General features: G+C 73.2%; 9 protein-coding genes and 1 pseudogene. All 10 read right to left on the bottom strand.

The window, feature by feature from the left end; translation table 11 throughout:
- Positions 1-245 precede the first annotated feature (245 nt).
- Positions 246-1,016: an SDR family NAD(P)-dependent oxidoreductase gene (locus ABT006_RS28315; RefSeq protein ID WP_350711300.1), complete on the bottom strand. Its 771-nt coding sequence runs from the start codon at positions 1,014-1,016 to the stop codon at positions 246-248.
- A 203-nt stretch (positions 1,017-1,219) separates the two neighbouring features.
- Positions 1,220-1,348, bottom strand: a pseudogene (locus ABT006_RS35175) (IS5 family transposase); the annotation flags it as partial.
- Between the two features lie 63 nt (positions 1,349-1,411).
- On the bottom strand, positions 1,412-1,825 hold the full coding sequence (locus ABT006_RS28310; RefSeq protein ID WP_350711298.1) for a hypothetical protein: 414 nt from the start codon (positions 1,823-1,825) through the stop codon (positions 1,412-1,414).
- Positions 1,826-1,941: 116 nt separating this feature from the next.
- Positions 1,942-2,319: a WXG100 family type VII secretion target gene (locus ABT006_RS28305; RefSeq protein ID WP_350711296.1), complete on the bottom strand. Its 378-nt coding sequence runs from the start codon at positions 2,317-2,319 to the stop codon at positions 1,942-1,944.
- Positions 2,320-2,337: 18 nt separating this feature from the next.
- Positions 2,338-4,410 carry a hypothetical protein gene (locus tag ABT006_RS28300; protein ID WP_350711294.1) on the bottom strand — a complete coding sequence of 691 codons (2,073 nt, stop codon included), beginning with the start codon at positions 4,408-4,410 and terminating at the stop codon, positions 2,338-2,340.
- Positions 4,410-8,378: a type VII secretion protein EccCa gene (gene eccCa / locus ABT006_RS28295; protein ID WP_350711292.1), complete on the bottom strand. Its 3,969-nt coding sequence runs from the start codon at positions 8,376-8,378 to the stop codon at positions 4,410-4,412. Before eccCa ends, ABT006_RS28300 begins: the two co-directional genes overlap by 1 nt.
- A gap of 117 nt (positions 8,379-8,495) precedes the next feature.
- Entirely contained in the window at positions 8,496-9,005 is a 510-nt protein-coding gene (locus ABT006_RS28290) for a hypothetical protein (protein ID WP_350711290.1), read from the bottom strand.
- Positions 9,006-9,035: 30 nt separating this feature from the next.
- On the bottom strand, positions 9,036-12,500 hold the full coding sequence (locus tag ABT006_RS28285; RefSeq protein WP_350711288.1) for a right-handed parallel beta-helix repeat-containing protein: 3,465 nt from the start codon (positions 12,498-12,500) through the stop codon (positions 9,036-9,038).
- 115 nt (positions 12,501-12,615) lie between these two features.
- Positions 12,616-14,472: a hypothetical protein gene (locus tag ABT006_RS28280; RefSeq protein ID WP_350711286.1), complete on the bottom strand. Its 1,857-nt coding sequence runs from the start codon at positions 14,470-14,472 to the stop codon at positions 12,616-12,618.
- Positions 14,469-15,737 (bottom strand): hypothetical protein, encoded by a 1,269-nt coding sequence (locus tag ABT006_RS28275; protein WP_350711284.1) that lies wholly within the window; start codon positions 15,735-15,737, stop codon positions 14,469-14,471. Before ABT006_RS28275 ends, ABT006_RS28280 begins: the two co-directional genes overlap by 4 nt.
- Positions 15,738-15,742 lie beyond the last annotated feature (5 nt).

Here is a 15,742-nt window from a genome sequence, read left to right as displayed (position 1 = left end):
GTTCACGACTTTTTAATCCTCCCGCGGGTGGGTTCGCGCGGTGGCCGCGCGAGCTGTAGACCCTGTCCGCCAAGACCCGGCCGGGTCGGGTGCGGGGTCGGCCACCGGCGGACCGGGGAACCCGGATACGGGCCGGGACCCGGGCGAACCGCGACTGTCGCCACGCTGCCCGCCGGTCGTCGGCATCGCCAGGGGCCGGGAGGCCGGACCACTCGCGCAAGGGCTGCGCGCGCATCCCGGCGTAGTTACTGGTGGGTGCCGCCGTCGATGCGGATCTCTGTGCCGGTGATGAAGGCTCCGTCGTCGGAGGCGAGCATCGCGACGACTCCTGCGACGGTCTCCGGTGCGGCGTGATTCTGTCCGAGTGCGGGTGTGAGTTTGCGGAGCAGGGTGTAGTCGATGTCGGAGGGCACGAGCCTGGTGAAGTTGTTGGTGATGCCGCTGCTGATGCTGCCGGGTGCGATGTTGACGGCGCGTAGGCCCTGCTTGGCGTATTCGCCGGCGATGGCGTGGGTGAACGCCTCGATGCCGCCTTTGCTGGCCGAGTATGCGGCCATGAACGGATGCGAGAACGAGGCGGAGGTCGAACTGAAGTTGACGATCACGCCGCGGCCGGTGTCCAGCAGTGCGGGTAGGGCGGTTCGGGTGACCAGGAAGGTGCCGGTCAGGTTGACGGCGATGATGTGGTTCCACAGTTCGAGGCTGCAGTCGTGGGTGTGCGCGCCGCGCAGTATCCCGGCGGCGTTGACGAGGACGTCGAGGCGGCCCAGGTCGGTGATGGCGCGGCCGACGACGTCCTGCACGGCGGTCTCGTCGGCGATGTCGAGCACCGTGGTGCTCAGCCGCGGCGCCGTGCCGGCGTTGTCGGCGCGGGCCTGGGTGTCGGTGAGTCCGTCGGTGGAGATGTCGGCGGCGAGCACGGTGGCGCCTTCGCCGAGCAGGCGCAGGACGGTGGCTTGGCCGATGCCGGATCCACCGCCGGTGACGATGGCGGTACGTCCGTCGAACCGGTTCATGAGGGGTCCTCTCGAATAAACGGCGATGCAATTCAGGACCCCGGAGCCGGATCCGGGAGGGCCACGACCGAGGGCCACCGGCCCGGCCGGCGGTCACCGAGGGGATCAGCCGCACGGCCGGGGTCATCATCTGCGTGGCGACGGTGATGGCAGCCGTGTTCGCGCTCTTCGCCACGCTGTCTGTGTGGCCGCTCTGCCATCAAGGGCGAACCCACCCGAACCCGCCACCGGATCTCGTAGATGAGCTGCCGTTTACTGCACTTCGGCGGCCGACCTCGCTGCTTGTTCCTCGACAGCAGGGGCGCGGACGGCGCCCACCAAGCGTCGGTCAGGTCGTGCCGCCCCGACTGGAGAAGGGACCCGCTTCTCGTAGGTCACAATGGCACTGGCCGGAGTTACCGCTCGATCCGTCCGAGTGGGGCCATCGGCATTTGGACCCTCTGGGCCCTGCCGTACAGCAGGCCGTCCCCTGCAGCCCAACTGCCGGCCTGCACGGCGTTGTCGTCTTCGGTCGTGGCGGTCAGTTGCGCGTATTGCTCCATGTTCAGGTTGAGCATGTTCAGGCCGTGCTGGACCTTCTGGAAGCCGGCCAGCCACTGCTGGACGGCCTCAAGGAACCGAGGCACGGCCACGTCGCTCTGCCACGAGTTTTGCAGCGCTATGCCTGCGGCTTGGACATTCGCGCTGCTGTTCTTGGCCTCGGTCTGGGCCTGGGCGAACGCCATGACCATGCCGGTGATGGTCGCCTCATCGGCGACGATCGGGAGTGTGATGCCTCGCGCGTCGTACCCGTACTGATTCTCTGCCATGACTCTCCTTGTTCGTCATCCGGCGCGCGTCGCCGGAAGGTGGGTGATGTGAGCGCTCAGGCCGAATGTCTTCCGCTGGCCCGGCGCCGGCCCAGCGGAAGACGTCCATCTGACGGTCACTCTTTGTAAAGCACCCGCGACAGACCGGGGATAGGCTGTTGCCAGGCCCAACTGCCGGCCTGCATGGCGTTGTCGTCTTCGGTCGTCGTGGTCAGTCGCGAGTACTGCTGCATGCTCTGGTTGAGCATGTTCAGGCCCTGCTGGACCTTCTGGAAGCCGGCCACCCAGTTGCCGATGGCCTCCAGGAACTTCGGCGCGGCCAGGTCGCTCGACCACGAGGCGGTCAGCGCCTGGCTCGCGGCCACGACGTTCGAGTGGCTGTTCCTGGCCTCGGTCTGGGCCTGAGCGAACGCCATGACCATGCCGGTGATGGTCGCCTCGTCGGCCATCAGGCCGAACTCGCCGCCCACGACCCCTCTGTTGGGGGTTGCCATAATGACTCTCCTTGTCTGTCATCCGGCTGCTGCCGCCAGAAGGTCCGTGACGTGGTCGCGCCCGCCGCGTCCGTCCAGTGGGTCGGGCCGCGGCGGCAGCAGCCGGGCCGGGACCGTGCGCTCGCCGAGGAACCAGTACTCCCGGCCGGCGGTGACCTCCGGTCCGGCTCCGCCAGCATCGCCGGAGCGGGTACCGGAACCGAACCAGGTGGCCGGTGTCGCGGCACGATCCAGCAGCGCCTCCGCCTCGGGCGGCAGCACCACCACGTCGAGGGTCCGGTCCTGGTTGCGTCGCCGATCGGTGACCGACGTGACCGGGCCGAGGTCGACGGACAGATACCCGAACGCGAGCAGCAGCGCGGTCCACGCGGTGTCCGGATCGGGCAGCCCGCGGACCAGCGGAGCGACCGCGGTGAGGCACAGGTCCCCGGAGCGCGACAGGTGCTGCCAGCGCAGCAGGTCCACGCAGGCGACCAGAGTCGGCAGCGGGTCCAGGTCGGGACAGGCGACCGGCGGCTGGCCGTCGACCGGCGGCAGCCAGCTCAGCTCGCTGTGCCCGCGTACCGCCGGCGCCGGCTTGACCAGATCGGCCGCGCCGATGCCCAGCCGGGCCAACAGCCAGTGGTGCACCCGCCCGGTACGCATCGCGGTGACCGCCCAGGTCCAGGAGGCCGGCTCCCCCCGCCACCCGGACGCCCCCGCGACCGGCGGCTCGGACCCGGCCCCCGGGTCCGACGGGGGCGGCGGGGGCGACGTAGGCGTCGGATCCGACGGGGGCGGCGGATCCGAGCCGGCCGGCACGTCCGACCCGTCCGGCTGGGGGGTGTCGGCGGCGTACAGGTCGCGCGGGTCGCGCAGGTAGTTGTACCGCGCGCCCTCCAGCCACAACGCCAGCGCGGGATGCCCCGCCGGGGCCAGGATGACGTCGTTGAGGACGATCTCGTCGGTGAGCGCGTGCAGCGTGAACCCGTGCGTCGACGCGGCGACCCGGTCGAACAGCTCCGGCAACCGGGCCGGCCCGTCGGCCTCCGGCGGCCCGTGCCACCGGCCACGGAACAGCCGGTACCCACCGCCCGGCGGGCCCTCGGCACCCTGGCTCGCCGAGCTGTCGGCCCGCTCGTCCGGCGGAAGCGCGGCGGCCGGAAGGAAGTGCAGGTCACCGTCGGCGTACAGGCCACCGAACCGGTGCACCACCTCGACCCGCAGGTGGTCGCTGCCCGCCGCGAAACCCTGCGGCAGCCCCCGGTTCAGCTCCAGGGCGTACGGACTGTGCAGGGTCATCGGCGCGTTCGCGGGGAACAGTTCGGCCACGCTCACCAGGTGGATGCCGTGGGTGTCGGCCCAGGTCAGCAGGGCGCGTACCGGGGCCAGCGGATCGGGCCGGCCGGCCGGGGCGGGCGGGGCGGCGCGGGCCGCGTCGAAGCGGGCCCGCGGGATGTCCGTCCACAGCACGAAGTCGACCTGGCCGGCGTAGCTGTCGGCCGCCGCGCCGTAGTTGGCCCAGAAGCCGTTCGACTCGGGCAGCGGCCGGCCGAGCCAGATGCCGTGCACGACGTGCGGAATGGTGGTGGTGTCGGGCAGCGGCGGCGTGTGCTCCGGTTGGCCCCAGAGCCGGGCGACCCCGTCGCGCCGGAACGTGCTGACCCGGCCGGCGTCGGCGGCCAGGGCCGCAGGCGTCAGCTCGACGGCGCTCGGCGCCGGACGCGTCATGCTCACCCGCCGCAACAGCGGCGCGACCAGGTGCGGGGGCAGACGGCGTAGGTCGGTGCCGGCGAGGAACTCCGGTGCCCGCGACAGCCGGCGGGAGCCGAAGATGTCGCCGCCGATCCAGCGGCGCGCCAGGTTCTCCTCGGCCGCCCAGGTGTACAGGGCGGGGTAGGTCATCCGGCGCAGCCAGTCCAGCAGCCCCGTGTCGCAGGGCCATGCGGTCGGCGCGGCGGACGGTCCGGGCAGGCAGGCCAGGGCCCGCAGCCGCCGGGCCAGTTCCTCGGCCGCCGCGTACGCCGCAGCGGGTTCGGCCGCCGTAGCGGGCTCGGCGGGCTGGGCCGGTGGGGTAAGCGTACGGCGCGGGCGGGTGGCGGTGCGGGTCATCAGCCGGCCCCGGTGGGCACGGGCGCGGGTACCAGTGCCGTCTGGATCAGCCGGCTGCCGCGCCGGGTGCACAGCAGCGCCCGGCCCGGGGGTAGCGGACGCGGCCTGGTGTTACCCAGCAGCGGGCCTTCCGTCGGCGGGCAGGACAGCGCCACGTCCGGAGTGTTCAGTTCCTGGATGCGCCGCAGCAGCGGGTCCATCGACAGCCGCATCGCCCCGGCCGCAGCCCGCGCGACGACCACGTGCAGGCCGATGTCGCCGCCCTGGGGCAGCAACGGGGTCAGGTGCGCCAACGGGTTGTCGGGCCCGGCGAGCAGTTCGTAGTCGTCGACCAGGACGTACAGTTCGGGGCCGGACCACCAGTCGCGGGCGCGTAGCTGCTCCGGCGTGATGTCGGGGCCGGGAACCCGCGGCCGGAGGCCGGCCAGCGCCTCGGCGGCGGTGTCCCGGGTGCTGTCCGGCGAGACCGAGTAGCCGAGCCGGTACTCGGCCGGTACGTCGTCGAAGAGCTGCCGCCGGTAGTCGACGGCCATGATGCGCGCCTGGGCCGGGGTGTGGCTGGCGACGATCGCGTGGGCGATGAGACGCAGCAGGTTCGTCTTGCCGCTCTCGGTGTCCCCCAGCACGGTCAGGTGCGGCATCGCCCGGAAGTCGTGCCACACCGGCGCGAGCTGGTCCTCGTCCACGCCGAGCGCGATGCGGGTGTCCTGCGGTGCCGGCAGCTCGGCCATCGGCAGCGAGGCCGGCAGGGTGCGTACCGCGGGGGCACGTTCCCCGGCCCAGTTGTCCGCCACCGCGGACACCAGGTGCGCGGTGGCCGCGGCGAGCCCGTCGGCCGACTGGACGCCGTCGATGCGCGGCAGCGCGCCGAGGAAGTGCAGCTTCGCGTCGGTCAGCCCATGCCCCGGCCGGCGGGGCACCTGGGCCGCCGCACGCAGGTCGATCCCGGACTCCACCGGGTCGCCCAGGCGCAGTTCGAGACGGGTCCCGATCTTGTCCCGCATCGACATGTGTAGCTCCGACCAGCGGCCCATGGTGATCATCACGTGGATCCCGTAGTTCAGGCCACGGGCCGCGATGTCCCGGGCCATCTCCTCGGCCGGCTCGAACTCCTGGCGCAGCACGAACCACCCGTCCACGACCAGGAACACGTCGCCGAACCGGTCCTCCGGGATGCGACCGTCGGCCTGCGCCTGCCGGTAGGCGTCCCGGCCGTGGATGCCCAGATCAGCGCAGCGCCGTTCCCGCTCGACGAGGATCGAGCGGACCTCGGCCACCGTGCGGCCCACCCGCTCCGGTTCGTGCCGGCCGGCGACCCCGCCGATGTGCGGCAGGCCGGTCAGCCCGGCCAGCGAACCGCCGCCGAAGTCGAGGCAGTAGAACTGCACCTGTCGCGGCGAGTGGGTCAGGGCCAGCCCGCACACCAGCGACCGCAGCAGGGTGCTCTTGCCGCTCTGCGGCCCGCCGGCCACGCCCACGTGCCCGCCGACCCCGGCCAGGTCCACCACGAGCAGGTCGCGCATCTGCTCGAACGGCTTGTCGATGAGACCGACCGGCACCTGCAGGTACCCCTGCTGGCCGGCGTCGATCGGACGCAGCCCGTGCTCCGGGTCGGGCAGCAGCGGCGGCAGCACGTCGTCCAGGGTCGGCGCGTCCTCCAGTGGCGACATCCACACCTGGTGTGCCGGCGGCCCCTGGTCGACCAGTCGGTCCACCAGCGCGTGCAGCACGGTGGTGCCGGTGTCGGTCGACTCGTCCGGCGCCGGGTCCGAGGGCGGGCGCGGCGCCGGGACGGCGGGCGCGGCGGCCCCGGCGGTGAACGGGACCACCTGGCTGGCGATCACCTCGCGGTGCAGCCCGGTGCTGCGTACCCGGTGCGGGCCGGACACGTACGCGGCCCGGAACCGGGTGATGCTGGTGACACTGGAGCGCAGGTATCCGTTGCCCGGATCGCCCGGCAGCTCGTACGCGTCGGGTACGCCGATGACGGCCCGCGACTCCATCGCGGAGAAGGTACGCAGCCCGATGCGGTACGACAGATGGCCCTCAAGCTGGTGGATGCGCCCGTCCTCCAGGCGCTGCGAGGCCAGCAGCAGGTGCACCGCGAGCGAGCGGCCGAGCCGACCGATCATCACGAACAGCTGGATGAACTCGGGGTTGGCCGCGATCAGCTCGCTGAACTCGTCCACCACCACGAAGAGGGTGGGCAGCGGGTCGAGTTCGGCGCCCTGGGCACGGGCCTTCTCGTAGTCGCGTGCCGAGGTGAAGTTGCCGGCGCTGCGCAGCAGTTCCTGCCGGCGTACCAGTTCCCCCTGGAGGGTGGTCTGCATCCGGTCGACCAGCGCGGCCTCGTCGGCCAGGTTGGTGATGAGCGCGGAGACGTGCGGCAGCCGGTCCAGCCCGACGAAGGTGGCGCCGCCCTTGAAGTCCACCAGCACGAAGTTGAGGGTCTCCGAGGAGTGCGTGGCCGCCAGGGCCAGGACCAGGGTGCGCAGCAGTTCGCTCTTGCCCGACCCGGTGGCGCCGATGAGCATGCCGTGCGGCCCCATCCCGCCCTCGGCGGACTCCTTGATGTCCAGCTCGATCGGGGAGCCGTCGGCGGCCACCCCGATGGGCACCCGCAGCCGGTCGGCGGGCGAGCGTGCCTCCCACCGGGCACGCGGGTCGAAGGTGTCCAGGTCGGGGATGTCCAGCAGGTCCGGCAGGTCGAGGACGGCGCTGAGCCCGCTGGCCGGCTGCTCGCCGGTGACCTTGGTGGCGTGCCGGGCCATGATCCGGGCCAGCGTCCGCAGCCGGGGCAGGTCCAAGTGGTCGGGTGCGGCGAGCCGGGTACGCACCTCCCGGCCCACGTGGTCCTTCTCGATCATGTCCACGTCGGTCGCGGACACCTCCAGGTTGAGCACGTTGTCCCCGTCGGCGAGGCCACGACCGTCGAAGTCGACGAGGACGGCGTTGCGGTACCCGGAGACGGTCAGCCGGGCGCCCGGCGGGATGACGCCACCGTCGCAGACCACCACGACGAACGGTTCCTCGCGGGAGGGCTGGGCGTCGTCGTCGTACCGGGAACGGCCCGCGAACTCCGCGCCCAGCAGCCGCTCCACCTCCTCCAGGGTGGCGCCGAACAGCCGTACCGGCCCGGCCACGTCGACGTCGGTGGCGTGCTTGGCGTGCGGCAGCCACTTGGCCCACTCCCACTGCTCGGCCTGCTCGGTGCCGACGCAGAGGGCCAGCCGCAGCTCGTCCGGGGCGTGGAAGGTGGCCAACTGGGCGAGCATGGCGCGCACCATGCCCCGCGCCACGTCCCGGTCGCCACTGATCCGCACGTGCGCGAAGCCGGGCAGGCACAGCGCGACGGGCTGGTCGGGCACGGTCGTGTAGGCCTTGATGAACCGGCGCAACGCCTTGGCGCACACCGGTTCCAGGTCCTCCACCGGCTTGGTGTCCAGCGGGGTCATCCGCACCGCGAGCCGCTGGGCACCGGTGCCGACCCGGATCTCGCCGAAGTCCGGATGCGTCGGTCGGCGCTCCCACAGCCGGCTGGTCATCGCCAGCGACCACAGCGACTCCGGGTCGGGGTGCCGCCAGGCCAGCGCGTCCCGCTGTTCCGCCGCGTACTGGCGGACCTGCGCCCTGGTCTGGGACAGGTAGCGGAAGTAGTCGCGCCGGTCGCCGTTGATCTGCTGCTTGCGGTTGCCGCCGGTCATCGTCATCTGGAACACGGCCATGCCCAGCATGCCGCCGCCCATCATGACCAGCATGACCAGGCCCATCGGGCCTCTGAGCGAGTTGCTCATCATCATGAACATGAACCCGCCGGTCATCAGCAGGCTCGGCAGGATCATCCCGAGCGAGCGGAACCCGGCGGGCTGGACCTCCGGGACGACCGGCGGCTCCTGCAGGGTGATCTCGCCGTGCGGTAGCTCGGGTCCGTTGCGGCGGGCCGGCCGCCGGAAAGGTCTGGTGCTCACATCCCTTACACGGCTGCGGGCCGGAAAGGGTTGACCGGCACCCGGATCGATACTGTTCACACCGCGAGATTGCGGAGACGCCGTCGGCCGGGCGGGGCGGGCCGGGGCCCACGGCGATCAGAAGGACCGTCTCCGCAGGGGAGTTCCCGCCGACCCCGGCCGGCTGTACGACCGCAGCCGCTCCGGCGTCACCTCCGCGCCCTCCATCGACGGGAGCACCGGCATGTCCGGCAGCCCGTGCAGGTTGACGTCGACGGCGAAGGGCACCCCGGCCGCTTGCTCCTCCGGGTCACCCGCCGATGCCGGCCGGGTGAGCAGCAGCTTCAGGTCGTCGTGTCCACGGTCACCGGTCCAGTACACGTCCTTCGTCGCGATCAACCGCTGGAATTCGTTGCCGCACCGGACGATGGCACCCGCCTCCACCGAGACGTTCGGCCGCCAGACGCCGTCCCCACGGTTGTGTTCGAACCGCAGCCTCCAGCGCCGCCCACTCGCGGACCCCGACGTCCCGACCTCCAGTTCGAGCGTCTTCTGGACGTCGCCGGAGAACACCAGCCGCTGCGCGTAGAGGGACTCCTTGCCCACGACCGTGATCCGCCACGTACCGCTCATACTCACTGCCGGCATCTCCGGGCACCTTCTCTCGTCGCTACTGGGTCAGGCGGCCAGGGCTGCCCGCACGTCGGCCGCGTACAGCTGGCGCATGTCGTCGACCGTCGGTGCGGCCGCGCGGCGCAGCCGGTTGGCCTGCTTGGTGATGGTGCGTTCGAGCAGCTGGCGGGCGTACCGGCCGTTGCCGAAGGTCTCGTCCCGGGTCAGGCTGTCGAAATGCTCCGACAGCAGCGGGAGGCAGTCGTTGCTGAAGTCGAAGCCGCCGTCGCGGGCCAGCGTCTGCAGAATGGACACCAGCTCCGAGGAGGTGTACGACTCGAACGGGATCTGCCGGCTGAACCGGGAGGCCAGCCCCGCGTTGTTGGCCAGGAACCGGCGCATGTCCCCGGTGTACCCCGCGGCGATCACCACGATGTCGTCCCGGTGGTCCTCCATCAGCTTCACCAGCGTGTCGATGGCTTCCCGACCGAAGTCGTTGCCCTGGCCGGTCAGCGCGTACGCCTCGTCGATGAACAGCACACCGCCGCGCGCCCGGTTGAACACGTCGGTGGTCTTGACGGCGGTGTGCCCGACGTACTCGCCGACCAGGTCGGCCCGGGAGACCTCGACGAGCTGGCCGGTGCGCAGCACGCCCATCGCGTTGAGCAGTTGGCCGTACAGCCGGGCCACGCTGGTCTTGCCGGTGCCGGGCGGCCCGGCGAAGACCAGGTGCCGGGAGATCGTCGGGGTGGGCAGGCCGGCCCGGGTCCGGGCCTCGGTGGAGGCGATCAGGTCGATGACGTCGGTCACCTCGCGCTTGACCGCGTCCAGGCCGACCATCGAGTTCAGCCGCCCGAGCAGGTCCTGGACGGCCTGCGCCACGCCGGCCGGCGCCGACGGCCCGGCCGCCTGTTCGCCCAGGTCCTCCGGCAGCAGCCGGGCCAGTTCGAGGTCCGAGGCCTGCGGGGTGCTCGACAGCCGGTACGCCTGGCGCCCCAGCATGTCCTCGAAGACCTGCCGGGCCACGCGGGCGTTGCCGAACGTCTCGTTGCGGGCCAGCTCGCTGAAGTGGCGGACCAGGGCCTGCCGCGTCTCGTACTCCAGCGCGTAGTGGTGGGCGCGGCAGAGCCGCTCGACGATCTCGGCCAGTTCGTCGTCGGAGTAGCTGTCGAACTGGATGGTACGGGCGAAGCGGGACTCCAGGCCCGGGTTGGCGGCCAGGAAGGTACGCATGTTCGGGGTGTACCCGGCGACCACCACGACCACCTCGTCACGGTGGTCCTCCATCAGCTTGACCAGGGTGTCGATGGCCTCCCGGCCGAAGTCGTGGCCGCCGCCGCCCCCGCCGGTCGAGAGCGTGTACGCCTCGTCGATGAACAGCACCCCGCCCAGGGCTTCCTCGAACCGGGCCGTGGTCTTCACGGCGGTGCCGCCGACGTGCTCGGCGACCAGATCGCTACGGGACACCTCCACCAGTTGCCCGCTGGAGAGCACCCCGAGGGTGGCCAGGATCCGGGCGAAGATGCGGGCCACAGTGGTCTTGCCGGTGCCGGGTGGCCCGGCGAAGACCAGATGCCGAGACATGGGCGGTACGTGCAGCCCCGCTTCCCGGCGACGCTTGGCGATCTGGTTGAGCCCGACCAGGGTGGCCACCTCGTGCTTGACCCCGGCGAGGCCGACCAGCCCGTCCAGTTCGCGCAGCAGCGCGGCCACCGGCCCGTCCGCCTCCCCGTCGCCACCCGGTGCGCCAGCACCGGGGCCACCGGAGCCGGGGCCGCCGCCGGCGGGCACCGCCGGAGCGGGTGACCCGACGTCGGACGGCGCAGGGCCCGACGGGCGGGCACCGGACGGTTTCCCGGGCGGGGCGACGTCCGACCCGGTAGCTCCGGTCGGGGCGGGAGCGGACTTCGGGGCGTCGGCCACCGGTGCGTCCGGTCGCCCGGCCCCGGGCGGCGGAAGGGAGATCGGGCGTCCGTTGTGGCCGGTGTCCACTCCTGACAGCTCGACTGCGGCGGTCGGGCTCGGCGCGTCCACGGCGACGCCGCCGTTGCCGCGCACCACCCCGCCGTGGAGCCGCACCGGCGCGTCGGTCTCCACCACGACACCCGGCCCCTGGTTGCCGACGATCTCGCAGTCCGTGGCGGTGACGGTGCTGCCGGCGCCGGCCCGGATCCCCGGGCCGCGACTGCCGCTGATCCGGCTGCGGGACAGGGTGGCCGCGCTGGGGCCGCCGGTCCGCACGCCCGCCCCGCCCGACTCCTCCACGGCCATCGAGGACAGGGTGGGCCGGGCGTTCCCGGCCACCTCCACGCCGACCCGGCAGCCGGTGATCCGGGAGTTGGACAGCACGGTGGTCGCGCTGTCGGCGAGCTTCGCCCCGGCGGTCCGCGCCCCGGTGACCTGGCCGTTGGAGAACCGGCCAGCTCCGCCGGTCGCGTGCAGGCCGTACCGGACGCCCTCGATGGTCAGGCCATGTAGTTGCGGGTCGGCTTCCTGCTCGATCGCCACGCCGATGGGGACGTCGCGTACCCCGACCCCGTCCAGCCGCGCCTTCGACCGGCCGGTCAGGAACACGCCCGCGTCGGCGCAGTCCGCCACGGCACCGCCGGTGAGGTGCGGCGTCGCCGTGCCGTTGACCACCACCCCGGCCGCGCCGCAGTCACGCACCTCGCAGTTGGTCAGCGTCGGCGCGGAGGTGTCCCGGCAGTCGAGGCCGTGGCCCCGGGCCCGGGTGACGCGCGTGTCGGAGAGCGCGGGCGCCGCCTGCCCCATGGTCACCACGGCGTGCACCCGGGCGTCTTGGATCTCGCAGCGCTCCAGCACCGGGGTCGCCCGGTCGCTGACGAGCAGCCCGACCTCGCCGCCGGACACCGTGGTCCCGGTCAGGTACGGCCGGGCGGTCTGCTGCGCGACGACGGCGTACTGGCCGACCTCGTCGATGCGGCAGTCCTCCAGGCGCGGGGCGCTGGCGCCCACGGCCAGGAGGGCCGCCTCCCCGATCCCGGTGAACGTGCAGTCCCGGAACACCGGGGCGCTCGACCCGGCCGTCATGATCGCGCACTTGGCGATGCCGCTCATCCGTACGCGGGTGTACTCGCCCGTGCCGGCCTCGTGGACCACGCCGGCCCCGCCGGAGTTGCTGATCGCGCCGCCGCGCATCTCCACGGTGCCCCCGCGCACGTGGATCGCGGCCGCCGCCGTGGCGTCGACGGTGCACGCCTCCAGACGGACCCGGCCGGCCGCCACCTGGAGCAGCGGCATCCGCTCGTCGCTGCCACGGATGGCGATGTCCTGGATCAGGATCTCGCCCCCGGCGGCCAGGATGGCCCCGCCTGGGGGCACCTCGATGGTGACGGTGCCCGGTCCGTCCTCGGCGACCAGGACGACGTTCCGGCGGAACAGCGGTGCCTCGCGGTACACACCAGGGCGTACCGCGACGGTGTCGCCGGGCGCCGCCGACTCCAGTGCCCGGGAGATGTCGGTGAGGCATCCGGTGTCCCTGGCCGACACCGACAGCACGCTGGTGGTCACGAGTTCGCTCCTTGCTGACTGTTGCCGCCGGGAGTGGTGCCGGCGCGGGGCGGGCCGGGCCGGGCCGGGCCGCCGGGGTCGGACCGGAGGAAGCCGGAGATCGTCTCCTCGTACATCACGCGCCGCCCGGTCCGGGTTCGAGCGCGAACGGGCGGTCGCCGGCCGCGAAGCCGAGCGGCCACGGCAGCGGCGCGGGCGCCGCGCGTTGCGGCTGGGCGGCGAGCGCGTCGCGCAGCTTACCGGCCGCCCGCTCGTCGAGTGCGCCGTCGCGGTGCTCGGAGACGACCTCCCGCAGCAGCACGTACGGCGCGCCGTCCGGCCCCTCGTCGACGCCGAGCACCGCGAAGCGGGAACCGGCGGCGAACATGGCCCGCCCGGCTCGGACACCAGGCCCGTCCGCGATTCCCAGTTGGTCCAGCCGCCGCGCGGTGGCCGACCAGATCGCGTACCGGCCCGCGTCGCCCTCGGTGCCACCGTGGCACGACACCGTGGTGAACGCCGGCTCCACCACCAGGTCCCCGGCCCGGTACCGGTCGACGTCCAGTCCGGCGGGTACCGCGGCGAAGACGGGTCCCCCGACGGCCGGCAGTTGCTCCAGACCGGCGCGGGCGCACCGGGCCAGCAACTGGACGTCCTCGTCGGGCGTGCCTCCACCGCGCAACGCGTCGTTGACCCGCTCGCCCACCCCGTCGAGCAGAGCCAGCACCGTGACCAGCCCGGCCATCACGTCGTGCGCGCCGACCGCGCTGCGCAGCCCCGGGTGCAGCGACAGCGCCCGGGCCACCGTCCGGGAGTGGGCCTGGAACTTCCAGCCCAGCACGGTACGCAGCCGCTCCCGGTCCGCCTCGTCGGTGCGGGCCCGTACCCCGAACCACGCCGCGCCCCGGTTGGCGGGTGACGCCGGCGGAGGACCGCCGCCCGCGCCGTTCGCCGGGGCATCGGTGCTCTCCGGGCCGGTCGTCGGAGCGTCCGTGGCTTCCGGCATGGCCGCAGCCGGCACGGATCCCGTCAGGGTGGCCGCAGCCGGCACGGATGCCGTCAGGGTGGCCGCAGCCGGCACGGACACGGTGGGGCTGGCGGCGTCCGGGTCGGCGGTCAGCGGCCGGCAGGTGTCCAGCTCCAGCCGGGGCACGTCGAATTCCGTCAGCACCATGCGCTGGACGCTGAGGTCGGGCCGGGGCAGCTCGATCACCGGAAGCGCCAGGCTGTGCACCTCGAACGCCGCTTCCACCGGCGAAGGCAGCTCGGGCCCGGATTCCGGTGCCGCAGCGGGTGACGTGGCCTCCGCCGGGTCGACGGGCGACGGGGCGGTCCCCGGATCGGGGGTCGCAAGGGACGGCACCGGGGACGGCGGCTGGTGGTTGCGGCCCGGCACCCGGCCGGTCGGGGTGGGACGGACGCGTACCGGTCCCAGCGGGGGCAGCACGTTGCCCGCCGGCTCCGGATCGTCCCCGCCGCCCGGACGCCAGCACCAGAACAGCCCGTTCGCGGAGGCGCGCCCGAAGGTGAAGCGGATCCCGGAGTCCGAGGCGTAGACCGGTGCTCCCAGGTCGACCGCGAGCTGGTGCAGCACCGGTCCGACCCCGTCGGCCGACGCGGACCGCTGGGTGACCAGCAGCACCGGCCGGCCCCGCCAGCGGGGGCAGTGCCAGATCGCCCGGGCCAGGTCGGCGGCGGCCACCGGCCGGCCGTCCAGCCGGAAGCCGGACCGGCCGGCCTCGACCGCGAGCGCGAACCAACCCGCCGGGCCGGGGGTGACCGATCCCGGTGCCTCCCACGGCCCCGGATCGAGCACCGGCACCCGCGCACCGGCGTCCGGCAGGATGCGCGCCACGGCGGCGCCCACCGCCTGCGACGCCTGTCGCAGGTACCGCGCCACGTGCTTCCCGACCGGTTCACCCTGGGCCGGCTGCGACACCTTCCGGGACGACGGCAGGGGTGCCCGCTGCCGCAGGGCGAGCATTTCGGTCATGGCGACACCGGCCGGCGCGTACCGGCGTCCGGCCTTGCCTCGGGTGTCACGGCCGGCAGATCCGGGTGGGCCGGCGCCAGGCCGTCGGGCGACGGGATGTCGGACGAGGGGGCGTCGGCCGGTGCCACCGGGTCGTCGTCGGCACCGGACGGCGACCAGACGACCGCCTCGGCGTCGGGCCGGCACAGGTGCACCAGGGCACGGTGCACGGAGATCTCGTCCAGGGGCTCGACGGGCTCGTCCCCGGTCAGGTGCGTGGCCAGCTGCGGATCCGGCGCCAGGCCGTAGTGTTCCAGGTAGTAACCGACCGCCTCGCTCCACAGCCAGGTCCCGTCGGTACGCAGGTGCATCGGCACCACGTCGCCCCGGTCCGGGGCCAGGATGTCGGGCATCTCGGCGCTGCTCCACGCGATGACCACCCCCCCGCGCAGCGCCGCGAGCAGGTCGTCGCGTTCCGTGGCATCGGAGACCACCGGCCGGTTGGTGGCGAACCACGGGCCGCGTACGGGATCGACGCCGTCGAAGAGCCGGGCGGTGGCCACCGGCGCGGCTGGCCGTGCCGCCCACAGCAGGGCGCCGGACGAGCGGGCCAGGGTCTGGTAGTACGGCGCGTGCAGCCCGGCCCAGCAGACCTCGACCTGGGCCTCGTCGTCCCCGGCCTCGGCCATGACCTGCCGTAGTTGGACGCTGAGTGCGGGGAGGGTGTCCATGGTGTCGTCGACGCTGACCACGGCCACCCGTACCGGGTCCTGCCAGGGCCGGGCGGTGGACGGCATCCGCCACGCCCGCCACACCGCGCGTACCGTCGGGATCGCCGAGGCCGCGGCCACCAGCGCCCGGTCCGCCGGGTCGAAGGCGTCGGCCGGGTCGGCGGTGCGGTCCTGCGGGAGCACCATCAACGCCAGGTCTTCCTGTTTGGTCGGCAGGTCGGACAGGAACTGCCACGGTGCCGGCGGACGCTCCCCGCGCAGCTCCTCCAGCGCCAGGCCGAGGTCGATGTCCCCGCCGCTGAGTGCCAGTTCCTCGCGCAGCGCCGCGATCTCGTCGGCGTCCAGTTGCAGCGGCTGGGAGACCGCCTCGAAGGCGACCGCCTGTACGACGTCCAGCCGCCGACCGGCGGCCAGCGCGTCCCGCGCGTCGGTCAGTACCCGGTCCGGCAGCGAGCCGGCCAACCGCAGCAGCAACGCGTGCATGCTTTCGTCACGGTCGGCGTCCCGTGTCGTCTCCGGTGCCACATCCAGGTCCGTGTCCACGTCCACGGTCACCGCCC

Source organism: Micromonospora sp. NPDC002717 (genome assembly GCF_040295705.1).
Taxonomy (GTDB): Bacteria; Actinomycetota; Actinomycetes; order Mycobacteriales; family Micromonosporaceae; genus Micromonospora.
The sequence above is the reverse complement of the archived record's forward strand: the minus strand, read 5'-3'. Positions and strand labels throughout refer to the sequence as shown.